Source organism: Allobacillus sp. SKP2-8, assembly GCF_007559355.1.
GTDB lineage: Bacteria > Bacillota > Bacilli > Bacillales > Alkalibacillaceae > Allobacillus > Allobacillus halotolerans.
In genome coordinates this window covers 140663-160191 of the sequence record NZ_VMHF01000001.1, presented here as the reverse complement: position 1 = coordinate 160191, position 19529 = coordinate 140663, and the positions used below count along the sequence as shown (strand labels likewise).

Sequence of the window (19529 nt, the reverse complement as noted above, 5' to 3'; positions counted from 1 at the left end):
TTGAAGGATACGTGATTAATTTTTAATTTTTAAAATCAACTGAGAGAGCGTTTAATTCATTTGTTTTGCCTCGTTGCATCAAGTCGTCTACAACCTGCCGTGGATTTTTTCCTTCAAAAAGCAAGTCGTAAATACCACTTGTAATCGGCATGTCAACAGCCTCTTTTTCAGCTAGTTGATGGACTGCCTTCGTCGTTCGTACACCCTCGACAACCATTCCCATTTTATCAAGCACATCGGGTAAATTATACCCTTCACCTAACATATGTCCAGCTCGGTAGTTACGACTATGCTGGCTTGTACATGTGACAATGAGGTCACCTATACCTGTTAATCCTGCGAAGGTTAATGGTGTTGCGCCCAACTTAACACCAAGCTTTGCCATTTCAGCTAAACCTCTAGTGATCAGTGCTGCTTTAGCATTATCTCCATATCCAAGTCCATCTGAAATACCAGCACCGAGAGCGATTATATTTTTGAGTGCTCCGCCAATCTCGACACCGATAAAATCTTCATTTGTATAAACCCGAAAAACATTATTCATAAACAAATCTTGTGCTTTTTCAGCCTCGCTTAACTGTAGTGAAGAAACAGTCACTGTTGTTGGCTGTTTCAAAGCAACTTCTTCAGCATGGCTTGGACCTGATAAAACAACTATTTTTTCACCATATGGTTCCCCTAATTCTTCGGCAATCATTTCAGAGATTCGTTTATGTGTTTCAGGCTCAATACCTTTTGATGCATGCATGAGAACCTGTTCGCTTGTCAGATGCTCTTTAGCTTGTTTAATAACGTCCCGCATCGCTTTCGTCGGAACGACAAATAAAACAGCGTCTGCATTATCTAAAGCTAAACTCAACTCATGATAGCCAGTGATTTCATCCGGTAACCGTATGCCCGGCAAGTATTTGTCATTCGTTTGCTGTTCGTTAATTTCATTTGCTTGATCTTTCCGGTGTGACCATAACCTAACATCGTGTCCGTTATGAGCCAGCACCATGGCTAAAGCTGTTCCCCAGCTCCCAGCACCGAGTACTGTAACCTTTTTCATTATTCCACCTCATCAATTAATTTCTTCTTCTGGCATAGATATTGACGGGCGTACCCTCAAAACCAAAAGCTTCTCGTATTCGATTTTCAAGAAACCGTTCGTATGTGAAATGCATTAACTGTGGGTCATTAACGAATACGACAAATGTTGGCGGCTTTGTAGCCACTTGAGTAGCATAAAGTATTTTTAGTTTTTGTCCTTTTATCGACGGAGTCGGATTGACAGCCAAAGCGTCTTCGATTACTTCATTCAAGACGTTGGTTTTCACCCGTTTGGCATGATTCTCACCGGCCATGACAATTTTCGGCAATAATGTGTGTAGTCTTTTTTTGGTTTTTGCTGATAAAAACACAATTGGTGCATAACTCAAAAATTGAAATTGTTTCCTGATCTCTTGTTCGAATTTGTGCATAGCATCCTGGCTGCTTTCAACAGTATCCCATTTGTTTACGACAATAACAATCGCACGTCCTGCATCGTGTGCGTAACCAGCGATTTTTTTATCTTGCTCTCGAATCCCTGTGTCAGCATCGATTAAAATAAGAGCGACATCTGAACGTTCGATTGCTTTCATCGCACGGAGGACGCTATACTTTTCGGTCGTTTCATATACTTTTCCTCTTTTACGCATCCCTGCCGTATCAATAATCGTAAAGTCTCTTCCTTCCCTAGTAAATGAAGTGTCAACAGCATCTTTTGTTGTTCCTTCGATATCACTGACGATGACACGCTCTACGCCTAAGAGAGAATTAACAAGAGAGGATTTACCGACATTCGGTCTTCCGATTAAGGAAAAATAGATCCGATCTTCATCTTCGACTTCATTGCTTCGATCAGGAAAATGTTTGACGACCTCATCCAATAGGTCTCCTAATCCTAAACCGTGTGTACCGGAAATCGGAAATGGCTGGCCAAAACCTAGCGCGTAATACTCATAAATCAAATGTTGCATTTCATAACTATCAACTTTATTCACAGCCAGCACAACCGGTTTATTGGAACGATATAACATTTTTGCCACTTCTTCATCCGCACTTGTAATGCCTTCTCGGCCATTGACCAAAAAGACAATTACATCCGCTTCATGAATTGCAATCTCAGCTTGCTCTCTTACTTGGACAAGTAGTGGCTCATCGCTTAAATCAATTCCACCTGTATCAATAATATTAAATTCTGTATTTAACCATTCTGCTTTTGCGTAGATACGATCACGGGTTACACCTGGTGTGTCCTCAACAATCGAAATTCGTTCTCCAACTAAACGGTTGAAAATAGTTGATTTACCGACATTCGGTCTGCCCACGATAGCAATAGTCGACTTTCTCATAATATTTCATTCCTAACAACTTAAGTAGATTTTTTTAACGCACGTATAAAGAAATAAACGATGGATTTTCAGGGATCCTAAAACGGATATTTAAATCAATAAAACTTACTTATCAATAGGCGAGTTTATGATGTACATTCGCTTATTTTCTTTCCGTAAAAACCAATAAGATCAATTGGATAAAAAAGCTGGGACAAAATTTGTTTTATATCAGAAGAACAAACAAGTGATAGTCTGTGTTTCAGAGATCAATACGATCCTTTCAGAAATCACTGTAGAGAACTCATCTTCTGATCATGGTTCCTTGACAATGCCAGTTCTCTTCATCCTGAAATTCTACGTATATTTCAATGCTCAGCATATTCACTGTTCACCTTCTGATTAATAAATGTAAGTTAAGTCCCAGCCTATCCAATCATTATATTGTAAGATGATACTCCATTTAAAAAATTCGTGTATCTTTAATCTCTCATTTTTTTAAGCTTGTCTCCAACAAGGTCACCCAGTTGGAAAGTGTGATCGTCTTGGTCCTTTTGATACTTTTGATATTCTGAACGATCTTGATCTTCTTCAATTTCACGGATACTTAAAGAGATCCGTTTCTTTTCGCCATTGACTTCAAGCACTTTAGCTTTTACTTTCTGTCCTTCTTCCAGTACTTCTTCTGGTCTACCAATATGTTCTTTCGAAATTTGTGAAATATGCACAAGTCCCTCAACTCCAGGAAGTACTTCTACGAAAGCGCCAAAATGAACGAGACGAACAACATTTCCTTCTACAATTTCTCCTTCATTAATTTGGTCTTCAATTCGATCCCATGGACCAGGCAGTGTTTCTTTCACTGAGAGACCAATTCGTTCATTGTCACGATCGACGGAAATGACTTTTACTTTCAATTGGTCACCTTCACTTACGACATCGCTTGGTTGGTCAATATGTTGATGGGATAACTGTGAAATGTGAACCAATCCATCCATTCCACCTAAATCAACAAAAACACCAAATGGGGCTAGTCGTTGAACGGTTCCTTCAACAATGTCACCGATTTCGAGATCTTGAAGCAATTCTTGCTTTTTCGCTTCCAATTCTTTTTCGGCTACTGCTTTATGTGAAACGATGATTCGATTTTTCTCTTCATCCATTTCAATAATTTTTACAGATAAGGTTTTACCTTTATATGCACTTAAGTCTTCAACATAGTGTGTTTCCACATGAGAAGCTGGCATAAAGGCACTCAATCCAGCATTTAAGACTAAACCGCCATTGACTGATTCAATGACTTCCACGTCGAAAACATCTTCATTTTCGAATCGTTCAGTCAACTGTTGAAATGCTACTTCGCGGTCTTTCATCTTTTTTGAAAGAATGATCGTATCTTCTTCTACTTTTTTGACAACGACACTCACTTCTTCCCCTTCAGATAACACTTCGCTTGTATGATCTACATGTAAATGTGAAAGTTCAGAAATAGGGATGACACCATCATATTTCGTTCCTGTATCGACAACTACTTGCTTCTCCTCTAATTTCAATACAGATACATTCAATTCATCTCCAACATTCAAGACATTTACTTCATGGTTCTCTTGATTCTCTACCATGTCCAAATCCTCCTTCGTACCCAAACTCTTCATCATTAATATTTCACTAAATAAATCATAACATCATTTTCTATATTCATCTAATAATCGCTGTATATTTTCCATAATTTCATCGGTGACCTCTTGAGCGGATGGCTTGTTGTTTTTCAAAGATTGAAACTCAATCGGCTTCCCGTAAATAACCGTCAATGGTTTGGAACGTTCATACTGACCGATGATTGCACAAGGAATGACTGTTGCATTTGATCGCATAGCGAAAAAACCGGCTCCAGCAAGTCCTTTTTTAACTACGCCATCTTTACTCCTAGTGCCTTCTGGAAATAGTCCTAATACTTTCCCTTCATCCAACAGTTTCAAACCTTTTCGTAAAGCATTCCGGTCACGCATGCCACGTTTAACAGGAAAAGCATTGACATTTCTTAAAATAAAACCTAACCCTTTTTTCTCAAACAACTCTTCTTTAGCCATGAAATGAATGGTTCGAGGAGCCGTGATTCCAACGGTTGGTGGGTCATAATTAGATATGTGATTGGAACAAATGATTACAGGTCCATTCTTAGGTATATTTTCTTTGCCGATGACCTTGATTTTGAATAGAATTTTGAATAATACAGAAACAAGAAATTTCCCCAATGGATATAACATTTATGATTTCCCTTCTTCACTTACTTCTTTTTGAATGACAATTGAAAGAATCTGGTCTTTCACTTCATTTATACTCATCGATGTCGTATCCAATTCAATGGCATCATCAGCTTTTACCAACGGTGAAACATCCCGTTCAGAATCCAATTGATCGCGTTTACGAATTTCATCTTTTAACGTTTCTAAGTCAGAATCAAACCCATTCTCTACATTCTCTTTATGTCGTCGCTCTGCCCTTTCAGTAACTGAAGCGATTAAGAAGATTTTTACTTCTGCATTTGGAAGGACGTGCGTACCTATGTCCCTTCCATCCATAACGACATTCCCTTTTTCCGCTAATTGCTGTTGCATCGAAACCATTTTTTCACGTATCAATCGATGTTTGGCCACAATCGAAACGTGATTCGTCACATCTTTATCACGAATGGCTTTCGAAACATTGATTTCGTTTACATAAATTTCTTGCTGTCCGTCTGCTCCTGCTTGGAATGTAATGGATGTATCATTCGCCAATTCAACTAATTCATGTTCTTTCTCTAAGTCTACAGAGGATTTTAAGGCAGCTAATGTCAAAGCGCGATACATCGCTCCTGTATCTATGTATAAATAACCTAACTCTTTCGCCAATAATTTAGCTACAGTACTCTTCCCCGCAGCTGCAGGTCCATCTATTGCAATTCTCATATACGCTTCCTCCTGGTATTTTGATAATTACTTAATTTCCTTCGTTCTTCTAATTGTTTTTCAAAAATAAACTTAATAATTTTTTCTCGGTTTTGTGATTGAATATCGGTAAATTTAACGGATATGCGCGGTTCTGCATGTTGCTGATCCATAAAATAACGAATGACTTGTCCGGAGCATTCAATATATTCATAGCGATTAGAATTAAACGGTAACACGATGGTTAACTGAACAGTCTCATCTGGTTCGAACCGATCTTTCGAATCAGCCACGACAGCTAATCCACCACCACTGATATCGACGGATCTTGTAATTAACGGAGATTTCTCTTCATCTAAAGAGTATACTGCAACATCCAGTGCACTTTCCACACGAACGTACTGTCTACGTTGAATTTTTTTGACTTCTGTTGAATGAGGTATACGAATATAGAGGACAGGAATTTTCTTGATCTTTTTTCTACCTAATATTTCTGAAGAAAATTTATAAACGACATTATTGGAACCGATGACTGATAGGTCAGCAGGCTTCCCATCTTCTACATAAGTTGTTGTCCCCTTACGTTGGTGGGAAGGATATGTAAGATACAGATAATTTCTATCAAATTCGATTACCTTACTCGTATATTGCTCTTTTTCTCCATTTTGGTCCATTTCTAGTGTGACTCGCATACCTATTGTAAACATCGCCACCATTTCCCTTCGTGAGTAGATATACTTATTATTACAAAAAAAACGAAAAAGGAAAAGACATGTTTTTGTCTTTCCCTTTTTCATGTTAAGAGGATTCAAAAATTCGTTCACTATTTTTTAGACGTTCAACGCCTTCTTCAAACCCGTCATCTGCATTAATATACACTTTGTAGGTAGAGTCGTTTGCTTGTCCAATAAATTCATAAGTCAATACTTCATCGCCTAAATCGTTTTTAATCACGGCCAACTTCGATTCTCCCACTTCGAGTTGTGGATTGACTAATTCCATTGCTTCTTGTTCTGTGATATTTTGTTCGTAATCAACATCGGACCTCGAATAATGATTAACTAAATAATCTCGAGCTGATAAAGCTGTAATTTCACCATTATCCAATGCCACTTTTATTTGGATGCGATCCGGTTGATAAAAGACATCATCCTCTGTCCGAACAAAGGTGTAAACGCCGACTTTTTCATATTGCATCGATTCGGTTGGCTCCATATTTTCATAACCTAGATCTTTCAGTTGCTCAGCCGCCCGGTTCATCCCCTCGTGTAAGCTTATTTCACGTTCTTGGAAGTCTCGATTCAATATAAATGAAACAACGTGACCACTCTGTTTCGTAATCTCGGCATAGCCACGGTGTGTGTCATTTTCAAAGGAAAAATAATACACAGGTAAGTCGGATCCATCCATCGATTCAGAAACATTTAATTCAAGAGACTCTTCTAAATCAAAGTGCTTGCGAATAAATTGACTGGCTTCTTCTTCTGTTATCGGATCACCTTCCAGCTGAATATCTTTTTCATCTTCTGCCGTTGCTGTCAATCCGAACTGACTTCCAGCTTCGACGTAACTTTCTGCATTGGTCTCGACCGTTTGAAATCCATCAATAACCGTGTTATCACCAGGTTCATTTGTTGCTAAGGCAATTTCTACATCCATCCAGCGTAACCCTTCATTCAATACTTCATGTTGAACTTTTCTTAAGTCCCTTTTAACTTCATTTGACTGCTCATATAGTTCAGCCAAATAATCCAGTTCTTTTTGTTCCAATGGATCATCATCAAGTTGACGAACAGCCACACGATATGAATATTCACCGATGTTACTTAAAAATTCCTGCGTTTTATTAAACGGCAAAAGGGATAGTGGTAACATACCGACATCACTATGTGCTTCTGAAGTGATTTTCCAAATATCCGCCATCTGTGGCGAGAGCCGTTCAGGCGTATTGGTAGCCATAACCGTACTAATCTTATCATTCAAGAGATCAATGCGATAAGTTAAATCGTGAAATGCTCGTTGATATCCGTTTTCAGCATGAACAAGTACTGCATTCTTGTCTTGGTGTTCTTGATAACCCCATATTCCAACACCAATCAACACAACGCTTAACACTGTGATCGTTATCCATCGAACCAATAGTCACACCTCCGTTTTAATTACAAAAAATGTGTTTCCCAATCCGTTTAATTTGAGGTCTTCCCCAAATCCAGTCCGAAGTTGCTGTATCCGGATTGAAATAATAGGTCGCTCCACCAGAGGGATCCCAACCATTAATGGCGTCCATGACAGCTTCTTTTGCTGTTTCATTCGGCTCCATGTAAATTTGTCCATCTGCGACTGCTGTAAATGCAAGTGGTTCAAAAACCACCCCAGAAATCGTGTCAGGGAATGTCGAGCTTTCAATTCTGTTTAAAATTACAGCTGCAACAGCAACTTGTCCCTCATATGGCTCCCCTCTCGCTTCGCCATAAACAGCCTGAGCCATCAAACGAATATCGTTTTGTGAAAAACCTTTTGGTACGTTCACAGCAGTTGGTGCTGGAGCTTCTGACTCTTGGCCGGTCGCTTGTTGTTCCTGATTATTATCTTGGCCTCCATAATGCGTGAAGTCTTTGCCTTGATTCCTTTGTTCTTGTACATAACTTTGATCATATTCTGTCGCTCGTTCGAGGGCTTGCTTTGTTTTTTCACCTACATAACCATCTACTTTGATGCCGAATTCGTATTGAAAATTTCGGGTTGCCCAATATGTTTGCCATCCAAAAACACCATCAATATCACCATTGTAAAAACCAATATACTGAAGTCTTGCTTGTAATTCGATGACATCTTCACCAACAGACCCTTGCTGTATAACTTGGTTTGTAAATGCTTCTGCTGGCTTTTGGGGGGCAAAAAATGTCAAACCTGCAACAAGTAATAATGGCATAATCATTAACTTCAACTTTTTCTGGTCCATAGATTAACCTCCTCGATTCACTGTGACTTTCCATATTTTTCGCCTGAGTTCAAAATTTATGCGACAGAAACACAAAAAACTGAGAACCGGAGAAAAACATCCTCCAGTTCTCAGTTTTTTTCAATCAAGGAAATATATAATTCATCCTGAACCAATTTGAGAAATTTAAAACTTACAGTATTTCAAAATCGTTTTTTAAAGAAAGATTTAGTTGTGCTATCTGTGTTTCTCCGGATCCACTTCGTTTTCCGCAGGAGTACATAGTCTCTAATTTATAAAATTGATTCATTGCTAGTTAAAATTGCACATTTTCTTTTGCGGCCAGTTGAACACTTAATCGCACACGGGCTTTTTTGCTATCAAAATCTCGGCCAAGGACTACTTGCTCATTGTGTAAATTATGAGCGCTTCCAGGATAATCATAGGTTGGATAGACAGAACCCTCTTCTGAAGATGTTGTTATGACCACATAGATTCCTTTTTCAATACAACGTTTGATTGCGGGCATCATGGAGGGGGCCACTTGACCGCGGCCTACACCTTCGATAATAATTCCTTCACTTCCCGCATTTGCTAATGCATCTAACATGACACCATCACTATCAATATGACACTTCACGATGTCTACGCGAGGCAAGGTACTGTTCACTTGATAATACTCTCGGTTTGCAGGTTTTTGAAATAAATAAACATCATCATTATCGATAATTCCCAAATAACCAAATCCAAAAGCATTAAATCCTTGAATGTTGCTCGCATGTTCCTTTTTAACATAGCGTGCTGCGAAAATTCGCTCATTGAAAACAACAACTGTGCCACACTTTTTCAGGTCAGGATGGCAGGCTGAGTAAATGGCGTGACGTAAATTAATGTATACATCACTACCTAAATCGGCAATTGACCGTTGCGATCCTGTCACGACGACAGGACGTTCATCAGCGATTGTTAAATCAAAAAAATAGGCTGTCTCTTCCAATGTGTCTGTCCCATGCGTAACAACGACACCATCTATTTCTGGGTTATCGAAATGTTCTTCAATTCTATTTTTTAATAAGATCCAATCATCACCAGTCAAATGAATACTGGGCTTCTGAATGGCAGAATCAATTTCTACATCAATATCTTGTGGCAAGTCACATAACTCTGCAAGTTCTTCACCAGACATCGCACCAGAGTCCAACTTTCCACTCGGTTCTTTCGGTTTGCTGGCAATCGTTCCGCCTGTTGTAATCAGTACAACTTTTTTCAAATAAACCACCCACCATTCTTATTGCATAATTTTTTGTCGAATATTCTCGGCAATCAAGCCACCATGAAATCGACCATTTTCGATAAAAATTTTATTATTGTTATATCCAGCAGCTACAACACCGGCAATGTAGAGATTTTCAACATTGGTTTCCATCGTGTCAGGATCATACATCGGACAAGCCGATTGATCGAGCTGAATGCCGCTTTCTCTCAAGAACGGTTGATCTGGTTGATAGCCTGTCATTGCAAAAACAAAATCGGCTTCAACCGAATGTTCCTCACCATTTTTATCATAAACGACATGACTTTTAGTGATTTCTTTTGGTATTGCATTAAAGTGAATCGTTGCTTTCTCATTTCGCATCAATGAATCGAACAGCGGTAAAATCCATGGTTTAACACTGGCAGAATAATCAGATCCTCTGTAAAGAACTGTTACTTCTGCACCTGCTTTCTCTAATTCTAATGTAGCATCCACTGCTGAGTTTTTTCCGCCAATGATGACAATCTTTTTATTGAAAAAAGGATGTGCCTCTTTAAAATAATGGGAAACATGCGGTAAATGCTCACCCTTGATTCCCATGTAGTTCGGCTGTCCATAATACCCGGTGGCCATAACTACATAATCTGCTTGGTATACGTTCTCATTTTCTTTATCATCAATCGACTGTACTTGAAAGTAATCCGATTGTTTTTGAACGTGTTGAACTTCCTCAAAGGTATTGATTCGAAGTCCTGTTCGTGAAGCAACAGTTCGATAATAGTTCAATGCTTCATTTCGAATCGGCTTTTGTCTTTCGGATACAAACGGTATTTGTCCAATTTCCAATCGATCAGACGAACTAAAAAACATTTGATGTGTCGGGTAATTATAAATCGCATCTACCACACTTCCTTTTTCAATGATGAGTGGGTCGATTCCGATGTTCTTCAATTCAATAGCGGTTGATAGACCACAAGGTCCCGCACCAATAATAATGACTTTTTCCTTTTTCATCTTTATACACTCCTGTTAGTTAAACGCTTCTAAGCACCTATTTAATCTCTTCAAATTAATTATATAAAAAATCCTACCAAAATTAATGATAGGAGAAGAAGCATACAGAATCAATCAATTAAGTTAAACTTTGTGGTTATTACGTTCTTCGTTTATTTAGGCCCACAAAGACAATAAAAAGCCAATGAACGTATATTCCATCCATTGGCGATTAATAAATAAACAAAATATTAAATCCAACCTCTATATCTTGCAGCTTCTGTCGCTCTCCGTACACCAACCATATATGCCGCTAAACGCATATCGATTTGACGATTCTGAGAGGTTGTGTACACATTATTGAAAGAACGAACAAGCACTTCACGAAGTTTCTCTTGAACCTCTTCGTCTTTCCAGTAATATCCTTGGTTGTTTTGTACCCATTCAAAATAAGATACAGTAACTCCGCCAGAGGAAGCAAGAACATCTGGTACTAGCAAGATTCCACGCTCTGTCAAGATTTTAGTCGCTTCTAATGTTGTTGGACCATTCGCTGCTTCAACAACAATATCTGCTTTGATATTGTGCGCATTTTCTTCTGTAATCTGATTTTGTACAGCTGCAGGAACCAAAATATCCGTATCTAGTTCAAGCATTTCTTGGTTTGTGATTGTGTCATCAAACAGATTGGTTACAGTGCCGAAGCTATCTCTTCTATCCAATAGATAGTCAATATCCAATCCGTCTGGATCGTGTAATGCACCTTCAGCATCAGAAATGGCAATGACTTTAGCACCCATGTCGTGCATAAACTTCGCTAAGAAACTGCCCGCATTTCCGAAGCCTTGTACAATAACTCTAGCTCCTTTAACACTAATTCCGCGCTTTTTCGCTGCTTCTTCGATACAAATTGTTACACCTTTTGCTGTAGCAGATTCCCGTCCGTGAGAACCACCAAGAACAATTGGCTTTCCAGTAATGAAACCAGGACTGTTGAATTCGTCAATTCGACTATACTCATCCATCATCCAAGCCATGATCTGTGAGTTTGTGAAGACGTCAGGAGCTGGAATGTCCTTCGTCGGTCCAACTACTTGAGAGAGTGCACGAACATAACCTCTACTCAATGCCTCTAATTCACGAAAAGACATTTCTCTTGGATCACAAATGATTCCACCTTTACCTCCACCATATGGAAGGTCGACAATCCCGGATTTTAACGTCATCCAAATGGACAAGGCACTAACTTCCTTTTCTGTCACATTCGGATGGAAACGTACGCCACCTTTTGTCGGTCCAATGGCATCATTGTGCTGTGCCCGGTAACCCGTAAACACTTTCGTTTTTCCATCATCCATCCGCACTGGAATCCGAACAGTAATCATCCGCATTGGCTCTTTCATCAACTCAAATGCTTCGTTCGGATAGCCTAATTTATCTAAAGCTTCCTTAATCACTTCTTGGGTGGATAATAAAATATCATTTTTTTCGTTTTTGGAATCTGCTGAATTTTCGGCTACCATTCATTTACCTCCTAAAATTAAGCAACCTATATAGATCATTAAACAGGCTTTCAATGATTAGTATACATCCAATATAACTTTATGCAACCATAATTTATGAGATTTTTATCAATAATTTTTCATAGCTAAACGAACCAATTTTTCCAACATATCCTCGTAGCTTAAACCAATTGCTGCAGCTGCATCTGGATATAAACTTGTCGGAGTCATACCGGGTAAAGTATTAACCTCCAAGATAATCGGTTCGCCCTCACTATTCAAAATAAAGTCCACACGTGAATAGGATTCGCAACCTAATGCCTGGTGTGCCTTAACAGCCAAGGATTGAATACGGTTTGTCAGCGACTCTGCAATATTTGCAGGAACAATATGTTGACTCCCGCCTTCACTATATTTTGCTTCATAATCATAATATTTATTTTTAGGGATAATTTCAATGATTGGCAAAGCTTCTTCTTCACCCTGATCGCCAAAAACAGACACTGTCAACTCTCTACCTTCAACAAAGTCTTCAACAATCAATTGATCATCATGGGAAAAAGCAAGATGAAGGGCTTTTTCAACTTCTTCCTGTTGATGAACGAACGTTAGCCCTAGTGTTGAACCTTCTTGATTCGGTTTAATGACGAATGGATAGTCAAACGTCTCGATCACTGTTTGATAAATTTCTTTGATGTTCATTTTTTTGCTAAACGTCTGACTTCGAGCAATCGGTAACCCTTCATTTGCAAAAATTTGCTTTGCTCGGGATTTATCCATAGCTAAAGAGGAAGCAAGAACACCCGAGCCGAGATATGGGAGATCCAACAATTCCAAGAACCCTTGAACCCTTCCATCTTCCCCTTGTTTACCGTGTAATCCAATTAATACAAAATCTACATTTTCTAAATCGTTGATATGTTGAGTAAGTTTGGCGGGATTAAAGTCAATCGCAACGACATCGTGTCCTAAATGGCGAAGCGCTTTGATCATACCTTCTCCTGTTGATAAAGATACTTCTCTTTCTTTCGATGTCCCACCATATAAAACTGCAATTCTCATCCTGTCACCCTTTATTCAGATTTAAAAATACTTTTGAATGATTTCAAAGGCATTTTGTTCAACTATGCATTTCCCATATTCATTCAGTACGTAAGAGGTCATTGTCGATGGAGAAGAAAATTCTGATATCATCGAGATAATTTCTTCTTTAGATTGGTCATTTAGTAGTTCTTCATCATGTATTTTGACGAAATAATAGCCTTCATAATAATACAGAGATGCTTGACGTTCAGTAAGCTTCTTAAATGAACCAGCGGCTTGAATGACATCTTCAAAATCATCAAACACAAACATCAATTCTTTGCTCTCATCCATAGTGACTTTCAACTCGATGAAATCTTCATTCGACATTCCTTCGTTATTTTGAGTAACTACAATTACCATACCTTGAGCTTGCAACATATAAACCTGAACGACTAATTTTCCATCCAGTTCAATCCCGAGTTCATCGCAAGCTTCATATAACATATCTTGAAAAAGCTCGTTAGCTTTTGGTAAGTTGTTCCACAATTCTTCTTTAGAGTATCCGCGTTCTTTTAGATCATTGTATGTCAAAAAAATTTTGAATTGGTTAACGCTTAATCTCTCTAAACGCACGTAACCACCCCCAAAAGTATTTTATACTACTATATGATTTCATCCAACAAATAAAGCCTGGTCAAAATCAAAAAGTCATAATTCTTTATTTTAAAGCATCCAACCAACATTAAAAAGAGTTTGCCCCGATTTTATGTACAAAACGGACTCCAGTCGCTTAACTGGAGTCACTTTCATTAAAGCTCTTTCACATCCAATATTCGAAAACCATTCTTTTCGAGCTCATCGATAAACTGCTGTGTGTTTTCTTTCGTATCGATTTTAAGAACGATCCTCCTTGTTAATTTAACTGTTTCATCGAACGTCGTCAATGAAATCACATTTACTTGGTAAGAACGAATAATATCAGTCAATCTGTATAATATACCTTCTTGCTCAGTTGTTGAAAATGTAATACGTGTCCCTTGTTTTTTCATTCCAAAGACACTTTCGAATTGTTCGATGACATCGTATCTTGTGACGATTCCCAAAAACGTGTTGTCATGATCGACTACTGCAATAATCGGTGCGCCTTTTAATGTGGTGAAAGCACTTTCGAATACTTCGTCTTTATGAACATAGACATTTTCATTGCTGAGGACCTCATTAACACGATGATTTTCTAAAAATAATTGCTTGTTCTCTTCAACAATCTCAAAATAATGTTCATAAATTCGTTGCTTCGTAATCATTCCTTTATATTTTCCTTGTTCGACAACTGGCATACCTTCAATATCATTTTTATTGAATATATCTAATACTTCTTGCAGTGTTTCTTCGCCTTCAACGAAAAGACACTGGGTTTTTGGCATCATCACACTTCTGACAAACACAGGCATTCCTCCTTTTTCGACTGTTATGATAGTATTCAACATCCAATCGAAAGAGTCCTTCTATCTTCTGAATTTTGATGTTCTATTTCTGCTGTAAAAATTCTTTCATCTACATGAATATTTATAAATAAAAAAAAGGGATTGATAAGATCAATAGTATAAAAACAATAACCATTCCGTTTAGAAATAAATGAGAAAAGAAAAATTCTTTGTCAACAGCCTCTTTTTGGGCTCTATGGTTTCTCCGGGTTTTACGTTCCCGTCGACTCGGAAGTGTTACGTCATCCATGATTTCACTTTGTTGTGTTGTGAGGATTTGCTTGTCTAATTCAACTGATTTCTTTGCTTCTTGCATATCCAATCACCTCAATCGATATCGATAATATATTCCCAGCAAAAAGTCGATCCAAATATGTGCTACGATTGGCACGAGTAAGTTGCCGGTTATTTCATACATATAGCCAATCAGGAAGGACAAGAGGATAACAGAAACCAATAATACAGGCTTACGTAAGTATCTCACGTGAACGAGAGCAAAAATAGAACTTGCTACTATATACCCTAATTCTGTATGAATAACGCCACGAAAAAGGAATTCTTCAGATATACCAATGACAGTGGCCAACAAAAGGATTTGACCAGCATTTAGGGAACGGAAGATTTTTTCATTCACACCACCGTCGTCCCAGTGTTTCTTTGGGACGAACCGTATAAGAAGCAGATCAATGATCACCACAACGGTTCCGGGAATAAGCCCGTAAAGAAAAATCTCCATCCATTGAAAATCAAATAATCCAAATAATTCATTCCAAGAAAATAGAAAAAAACTAGCAATGGCCGCCAAAAATAAAAATATCAATTGAGATGCGACAACATTCCAAACGAGTTCTTGATCGGTTAGTTCCTGGATTAACTCAGCTTGCTTTTTTCTTTTCTTTTGTCCCATTTACTCACCCTCTAATTAGCAATTCATCAAGTAATGCTTTCCAGTTTTTTTGTATAGATCTCTCTTTCTTTTGGTAGGATTCAAAAGTATGTCGCCAATTCTCTAGTCGGAAATCACAGGAATCACAACATTCATATTGAGCCTTGGTTACTTCTTTCTGAAAATGATAAAACAGACCAACGCGGCGGCATGTAGCTGATTTGATCCAATCGACTAGTTTGAATATGCTCTGTTGTTTGATTCTTTCCCGTTCATCTCTGTATTGGATAATTTCCCTTCTTCGATCGTCTTGATGAAGTTGTTGATGTTGTTCTGTTTGCAGTTCTAAAAAACGGATCTTCGTTTCATTCAAATAATCTTCCAGTTGTCCGTTTAGATTCTCCCTAAGAAATAAGTTCACTTCATCTTCTGTAGGCAATTCAGTCTGTATCAGTTGGAAAGGTAGAAATTCGTCTCCTGGAGCATACAGTAATATCGAAACACTTTGTTCACCGTCTCTCCCCGCTCTTCCAACCTCCTGAATAAAAGATTCGATTGTGGCAGGCATATGGTAATGGATCACTAGACGAATGTTTGATTTATTGACACCCATACCAAAAGCACTCGTACAGCAAATGATATCCAACTGATCATTCATAAACTGTTGTTGAATCAACAACCGTTCGTCTTGTTCCATCCCACCATGGTAATAGGCGACTCGCCGGTCAGGGAATTTCGTTTGCAGCAACCGGCAAATAGACTCGCTCACTTTTCGTGAAGAGAAATAAATCATTGTCGGGATACTCTTTTGCTCAATCAATTCAGTCAACCGTTCGTCTTTTCGATTCGGAGTTACTTCATCTACTGAAAATGTTATATTTGGTCGATCAATCGGATAGATGAGTTGCTTCATGGGAAGTTCTAATTGCTTGATGATATCTTGACGAATGGCAGGTGTTGCCGTTGCGCTTAGTGCCAGTACAGTTGGGTTGTTGAATCTTTTAATGACATCCTTAAGTCGTAAGAAATCTGGTCGAAATTCATGTCCCCATTGACTGATACAGTGTGCTTCATCAATGACAAAGTAATCAATTTTTTTGTTTGATAGAGCTTGTTGGACTTGTTCTTGTTGTAGCATTTCTGGTGAACAGTAAAGTAATTTATAAGCATCTAATTGGTTAATGACGGCTGATTTTTGTTTGGCATTCATCATACTGTTTAAGCTTGCCACTCGCTTAATCCCTTGTGCCTTCAATAGTTTGACTTGATCGATCATTAACGAAATTAATGGAGAAACGACAATGGTCAAACCTTCTCCGATTAAAGCTGGAAGCTGATAACAAATGGACTTACCACTTCCGGTCGGTAAAGTGGCCAATGTATGGTTTCCATTCCTAATCGATTCAATGATCTCTCGTTGACCAACTCGGAATTGTTTAAAGCCAAATAGTTTGATTAACTCATGCTCGATATCATGGGGTGTTGTTGAGTTCATCTGTATTACTCCTTTTCATCATTCATATTGGCAATAGCCAAGCGGATGTGGAAATAATCGATTTCTTCATGGAGTCGTTCTTTGATAGGTTTCAATTTTCTAGTCGATGTATTTTGTATGGCTTCCTGAATTTGATCTAAAACTTGTTCGGAAATGAATGAATAAATATTGAAATTTTTCTTATGCGTTGCAATTTCCACAAAGTGATCTTGAATCGTACTGACTTTTAACTGGCGAAGGGAAGCAATTTCATCAAGCGTATGTCCAGCCTGATAAAGGTCAAATGTTTCTTGCGCTGAAGCGGTTAGTCGGTTCGTTTTTTTCCAAATTAACCTTGTGAGTAATGAATACTGCTCAGGATGTTCTGTGATTGTCTCAAGAATGTTATGGATTGCGGCGATCGACTGAAGATGTAGATCTTCTTTGTAAACATTTTCTTCATCGGCGATTTGCTGTTCACTCATACCCACCCGATCATATCCGGAACATTGTTTTAGCAAAACCGTAGCAAGGCAATCATCAATCGTTGATAAAACGGTATGTAATTCACCATATAGTTGCTCAGCAATCGTGTCGAACTGCATGGAATAATCTCGTAAAAGTTCTCTCACTTTCGCTTGAATATATGATTGGTCTACGATTGGAATAAACTTATTCTCTTCATGAATGAGCATTGAAACCGTTTGAATTAATAGGAATAGACCTTGCTTGAACTCTCGGTCAATTTGATGGTATTTATGTCCTTTCATCTGATAATAACTTTGAAGACGCTTACCACTGAGATATTGATCACCTTGTTCTGTCAATAGTGCTTGGTCATTCGCCACTTGAATATAATGGTTTTCTATTAAATCCTTCACATGATTATTGAAAGTCGTTTTTTTCAATTTACGATCGATACCATAAAAATTTTCGATTTGAAAAAGGTATGCATCTTGCAATGTCTGAGCTGATTTTTTACCTTTTAACAAGTGAAATACTGCATTTACTGATCGTTCATGTTCTAACTTTTTGAATAAAAATAATAACAATTCTCGATAATGCATGGTGATCTCCTTACAATCAATGCAATTTTTAAGTTCCTCGAAATACATCGAACATTGTCTGTGCCTTTATTATATCAATTTATTGAATTAAATGGTGCCAATAATTACAATGAAACAATGAAATGTTTTTTCGGAGGATAATTATGGCCAAATATACAATCGTCGATCAAGATACATGCATTGCTTGTGGTGCATGTGGAGCAACGTCACCGGAGGTATTCGATTACAACGATGAGGGTGTTGCATTTTCGCTATTAGATGACAATAAAGGAAACAAACCAATACCCGCCGAGTGGATGGAAGACGTTGAAGATGCATTTGAAGGATGTCCAACAGAATCGATTCGATTAGCGGAAGCTCCCTTTGAAGGAGATCCGAATAAATTTGAGGATTGACTCTGGCTATATATAGCCTATTAAAGTAAATATTGTTATAATAAATAGGACTTTGGAGATTGAAGGAGGAAGAAAACATGGCAGAAAACAAAATTGTAGAAGTTTTTGTTGAAATTCCAACAGGAAGCCAAAACAAGTATGAATACGATGAAGAAAAAGGTGTATTCAAATTAGATCGAGTATTATTCTCACCACAATTCTATCCAGCTGAGTATGGATATCTTAAACAAACATTAGCCTTAGATGACGATCCATTAGATGCATTGGTTTTAGTTACGAACCCTACGTTCCCTGGTTGTGTCATCGATGCTCGCGTTATCGGGTTTTTAAATATGATTGATGATGGTGAAGAAGATCAAAAACTATTAACCGTTCCTGTAGAAGATCCACGTTTTAAAGATGTTTATACACTCGAAGATGTACCGAAACATGTCCTCGATGAAATATCTCATTTCTTTAAAACATATAAAGATCTACAAGGCAAGAAAACAGAAATCGGTGAGTGGGAAGGCCCTGAAGAAGCGGCTAAATTAATTGATGAGTGCATTGCCCGCTATCAAAATCAATAATATCGAAAAAGAGCAGCCCTTTATGGCCGCTCTTTTTTATTCTGAATTAATTAAACCCGAAGTAAACCACGAAATCCTCGCACGCCATAATAAGAGTCCGCACCATTATGATAAATGAAAACTTGTCCATAGCGATAATCGCCGAACAAAGCCCCACCGAGATTTCTGACAGCGTCGGGTGTTTGAATCCAGCTTGATGTTTTTATATCAAAAGGTTCAAGGTTTTGTAACTCACGATATTGTTCTTCAGTAAGCACTTCAATACCCATATCATTGGCCATGTCGATTGCATTATTTTCTGGTTTATACTTCTTTCGTGCTTCTAAAGCTTCTCGATCATAGCACACTTTTCTCCGACCTTTAGGACTTTCCTTTGAGCAATCGCAAAAAATATATTCACCTGTTACTTGATCATAACCAATAACGTCCGGTTCACCTTCTGTTGATTCCATTTCATTGAGTGACCATAACTTTTCAGGGCTGTTTTTTAATTTTGTTTCGATGTCGTTCCAATCCATGTTTTCATGACGATGGATATTTTGTTCAAAACGTTCTTTTAATAGGTTCAGAAGTTCATTCTGTTTCTCTAATGACAAACCTTTTTTATTCATATCCATGAAAATTCGAAGCCTCCCTCAATTCATCTATTC

At 38.1% G+C, this 19529-nt stretch carries 21 protein-coding genes; 2 read left to right on the top strand and 19 right to left on the bottom strand.

What is annotated here, in order from left to right; translation table 11 throughout:
• Positions 1–22: 22 nt before the first annotated feature.
• The 18 genes from FPQ10_RS00825 to FPQ10_RS00740 form a co-directional block, all read right to left on the bottom strand.
• The gene (locus FPQ10_RS00825; RefSeq protein WP_144158800.1) at positions 23–1051 is read right to left on the bottom strand and encodes an NAD(P)H-dependent glycerol-3-phosphate dehydrogenase; all 1029 of its coding nucleotides are present in this window, start codon (positions 1049–1051) and stop codon (positions 23–25) included.
• A 16-nt stretch (positions 1052–1067) separates the two neighbouring features.
• Positions 1068–2378, bottom strand: coding sequence for a ribosome biogenesis GTPase Der (gene der / locus FPQ10_RS00820; protein ID WP_144158797.1), 1311 nt, complete (start codon positions 2376–2378; stop codon positions 1068–1070).
• 461 nt (positions 2379–2839) lie between these two features.
• Positions 2840–3979, bottom strand: coding sequence for a 30S ribosomal protein S1 (rpsA, locus tag FPQ10_RS00815; RefSeq protein ID WP_144158794.1), 1140 nt, complete (start codon positions 3977–3979; stop codon positions 2840–2842).
• A 63-nt stretch (positions 3980–4042) separates the two neighbouring features.
• Positions 4043–4624 carry a lysophospholipid acyltransferase family protein gene (locus FPQ10_RS00810; protein ID WP_144158791.1) on the bottom strand — a complete coding sequence of 194 codons (582 nt, stop codon included), beginning with the start codon at positions 4622–4624 and terminating at the stop codon, positions 4043–4045.
• Positions 4625–5308: a (d)CMP kinase gene (cmk, locus tag FPQ10_RS00805; protein WP_144158788.1), complete on the bottom strand. Its 684-nt coding sequence runs from the start codon at positions 5306–5308 to the stop codon at positions 4625–4627. It abuts the gene before it with no gap.
• Positions 5305–5994, bottom strand: a complete 690-nt coding sequence (locus tag FPQ10_RS00800; protein WP_216686507.1) for a flagellar brake protein — start codon at positions 5992–5994, stop codon at positions 5305–5307. Before FPQ10_RS00800 ends, cmk begins: the two co-directional genes overlap by 4 nt.
• A gap of 91 nt (positions 5995–6085) precedes the next feature.
• Positions 6086–7426, bottom strand: coding sequence for a germination protein YpeB (ypeB, locus tag FPQ10_RS00795; protein WP_144158782.1), 1341 nt, complete (start codon positions 7424–7426; stop codon positions 6086–6088).
• Between the two features lie 16 nt (positions 7427–7442).
• On the bottom strand, positions 7443–8249 hold the full coding sequence (sleB, locus tag FPQ10_RS00790; protein ID WP_144158779.1) for a spore cortex-lytic enzyme: 807 nt from the start codon (positions 8247–8249) through the stop codon (positions 7443–7445).
• A gap of 295 nt (positions 8250–8544) precedes the next feature.
• Positions 8545–9498 (bottom strand): asparaginase, encoded by a 954-nt coding sequence (locus FPQ10_RS00785; RefSeq protein ID WP_144158776.1) that lies wholly within the window; start codon positions 9496–9498, stop codon positions 8545–8547.
• An 18-nt stretch (positions 9499–9516) separates the two neighbouring features.
• Positions 9517–10497 (bottom strand): YpdA family putative bacillithiol disulfide reductase, encoded by a 981-nt coding sequence (locus tag FPQ10_RS00780; RefSeq protein WP_144158773.1) that lies wholly within the window; start codon positions 10495–10497, stop codon positions 9517–9519.
• A 230-nt stretch (positions 10498–10727) separates the two neighbouring features.
• A complete protein-coding gene (locus FPQ10_RS00775) occupies positions 10728–11999 on the bottom strand; it encodes a Glu/Leu/Phe/Val family dehydrogenase (RefSeq protein WP_144158770.1) in 1272 nt (423 codons plus the stop codon).
• A 108-nt stretch (positions 12000–12107) separates the two neighbouring features.
• Entirely contained in the window at positions 12108–13040 is a 933-nt protein-coding gene (locus tag FPQ10_RS00770) for a D-alanine--D-alanine ligase family protein (protein ID WP_144158767.1), read from the bottom strand.
• A 21-nt stretch (positions 13041–13061) separates the two neighbouring features.
• A complete protein-coding gene (locus FPQ10_RS00765) occupies positions 13062–13637 on the bottom strand; it encodes an adaptor protein MecA (protein ID WP_144158764.1) in 576 nt (191 codons plus the stop codon).
• Positions 13638–13813: 176 nt separating this feature from the next.
• Positions 13814–14449, bottom strand: coding sequence for a CBS domain-containing protein (locus tag FPQ10_RS00760; RefSeq protein WP_186278481.1), 636 nt, complete (start codon positions 14447–14449; stop codon positions 13814–13816).
• 121 nt (positions 14450–14570) lie between these two features.
• Positions 14571–14804: a hypothetical protein gene (locus FPQ10_RS00755; protein ID WP_144158758.1), complete on the bottom strand. Its 234-nt coding sequence runs from the start codon at positions 14802–14804 to the stop codon at positions 14571–14573.
• Positions 14805–14810: 6 nt separating this feature from the next.
• The gene (locus tag FPQ10_RS00750; protein ID WP_144158755.1) at positions 14811–15395 is read right to left on the bottom strand and encodes a CPBP family intramembrane glutamic endopeptidase; all 585 of its coding nucleotides are present in this window, start codon (positions 15393–15395) and stop codon (positions 14811–14813) included.
• A 4-nt stretch (positions 15396–15399) separates the two neighbouring features.
• The gene (locus tag FPQ10_RS00745; RefSeq protein ID WP_144158752.1) at positions 15400–16869 is read right to left on the bottom strand and encodes a RecQ family ATP-dependent DNA helicase; all 1470 of its coding nucleotides are present in this window, start codon (positions 16867–16869) and stop codon (positions 15400–15402) included.
• Between the two features lie 5 nt (positions 16870–16874).
• A complete protein-coding gene (locus tag FPQ10_RS00740; protein WP_186278480.1) occupies positions 16875–17915 on the bottom strand; it encodes a YpbB family protein in 1041 nt (346 codons plus the stop codon).
• Between the two features lie 143 nt (positions 17916–18058).
• Here FPQ10_RS00740 and FPQ10_RS00735 point away from each other — a divergent pair, with 143 nt between their 5' ends.
• Complete coding sequence (locus FPQ10_RS00735) at positions 18059–18310, top strand: ferredoxin (protein WP_144158746.1); 252 nt, start codon at positions 18059–18061, stop codon at positions 18308–18310.
• A gap of 77 nt (positions 18311–18387) precedes the next feature.
• Entirely contained in the window at positions 18388–18879 is a 492-nt protein-coding gene (locus FPQ10_RS00730) for an inorganic diphosphatase (RefSeq protein ID WP_144158743.1), read from the top strand.
• Between the two features lie 50 nt (positions 18880–18929).
• Here the strand turns inward: FPQ10_RS00730 and FPQ10_RS00725 are convergent, their stop codons facing one another.
• Positions 18930–19496 (bottom strand): DUF4256 domain-containing protein, encoded by a 567-nt coding sequence (locus FPQ10_RS00725; RefSeq protein WP_144158740.1) that lies wholly within the window; start codon positions 19494–19496, stop codon positions 18930–18932.
• Between the last annotated feature and the right edge of the window lie 33 nt (positions 19497–19529).

What these genes read in the sequence shown, in the direction of transcription:
- FPQ10_RS00825 (WP_144158800.1), bottom strand. Translation starts at nt 1,051, where the DNA reads ATGAAAAAGGTTACAGTACTCGGTGCTGGGAGCTGGGGAACAGCTTTA.
- der (WP_144158797.1), bottom strand. Translation starts at nt 2,378, where the DNA reads ATGAGAAAGTCGACTATTGCTATCGTGGGCAGACCGAATGTCGGTAAA.
- rpsA (WP_144158794.1), bottom strand. Translation starts at nt 3,979, where the DNA reads ATGGTAGAGAATCAAGAGAACCATGAAGTAAATGTCTTGAATGTTGGA.
- FPQ10_RS00810 (WP_144158791.1), bottom strand. Translation starts at nt 4,624, where the DNA reads ATGTTATATCCATTGGGGAAATTTCTTGTTTCTGTATTATTCAAAATT.
- cmk (WP_144158788.1), bottom strand. Translation starts at nt 5,308, where the DNA reads ATGAGAATTGCAATAGATGGACCTGCAGCTGCGGGGAAGAGTACTGTA.
- FPQ10_RS00800 (WP_216686507.1), bottom strand. Translation starts at nt 5,994, where the DNA reads ATGTTTACAATAGGTATGCGAGTCACACTAGAAATGGACCAAAATGGA.
- sleB (WP_144158779.1), bottom strand. Translation starts at nt 8,249, where the DNA reads ATGGACCAGAAAAAGTTGAAGTTAATGATTATGCCATTATTACTTGTT.
- FPQ10_RS00780 (WP_144158773.1), bottom strand. Translation starts at nt 10,497, where the DNA reads ATGAAAAAGGAAAAAGTCATTATTATTGGTGCGGGACCTTGTGGTCTA.
- FPQ10_RS00775 (WP_144158770.1), bottom strand. Translation starts at nt 11,999, where the DNA reads ATGGTAGCCGAAAATTCAGCAGATTCCAAAAACGAAAAAAATGATATT.
- FPQ10_RS00770 (WP_144158767.1), bottom strand. Translation starts at nt 13,040, where the DNA reads ATGAGAATTGCAGTTTTATATGGTGGGACATCGAAAGAAAGAGAAGTA.
- FPQ10_RS00755 (WP_144158758.1), bottom strand. Translation starts at nt 14,804, where the DNA reads ATGCAAGAAGCAAAGAAATCAGTTGAATTAGACAAGCAAATCCTCACA.
- FPQ10_RS00750 (WP_144158755.1), bottom strand. Translation starts at nt 15,395, where the DNA reads ATGGGACAAAAGAAAAGAAAAAAGCAAGCTGAGTTAATCCAGGAACTA.
- FPQ10_RS00745 (WP_144158752.1), bottom strand. Translation starts at nt 16,869, where the DNA reads ATGAACTCAACAACACCCCATGATATCGAGCATGAGTTAATCAAACTA.
- FPQ10_RS00740 (WP_186278480.1), bottom strand. Translation starts at nt 17,915, where the DNA reads ATGCATTATCGAGAATTGTTATTATTTTTATTCAAAAAGTTAGAACAT.
- FPQ10_RS00735 (WP_144158746.1), top strand. Translation starts at nt 18,059, where the DNA reads ATGGCCAAATATACAATCGTCGATCAAGATACATGCATTGCTTGTGGT.
- FPQ10_RS00730 (WP_144158743.1), top strand. Translation starts at nt 18,388, where the DNA reads ATGGCAGAAAACAAAATTGTAGAAGTTTTTGTTGAAATTCCAACAGGA.
- FPQ10_RS00725 (WP_144158740.1), bottom strand. Translation starts at nt 19,496, where the DNA reads ATGGATATGAATAAAAAAGGTTTGTCATTAGAGAAACAGAATGAACTT.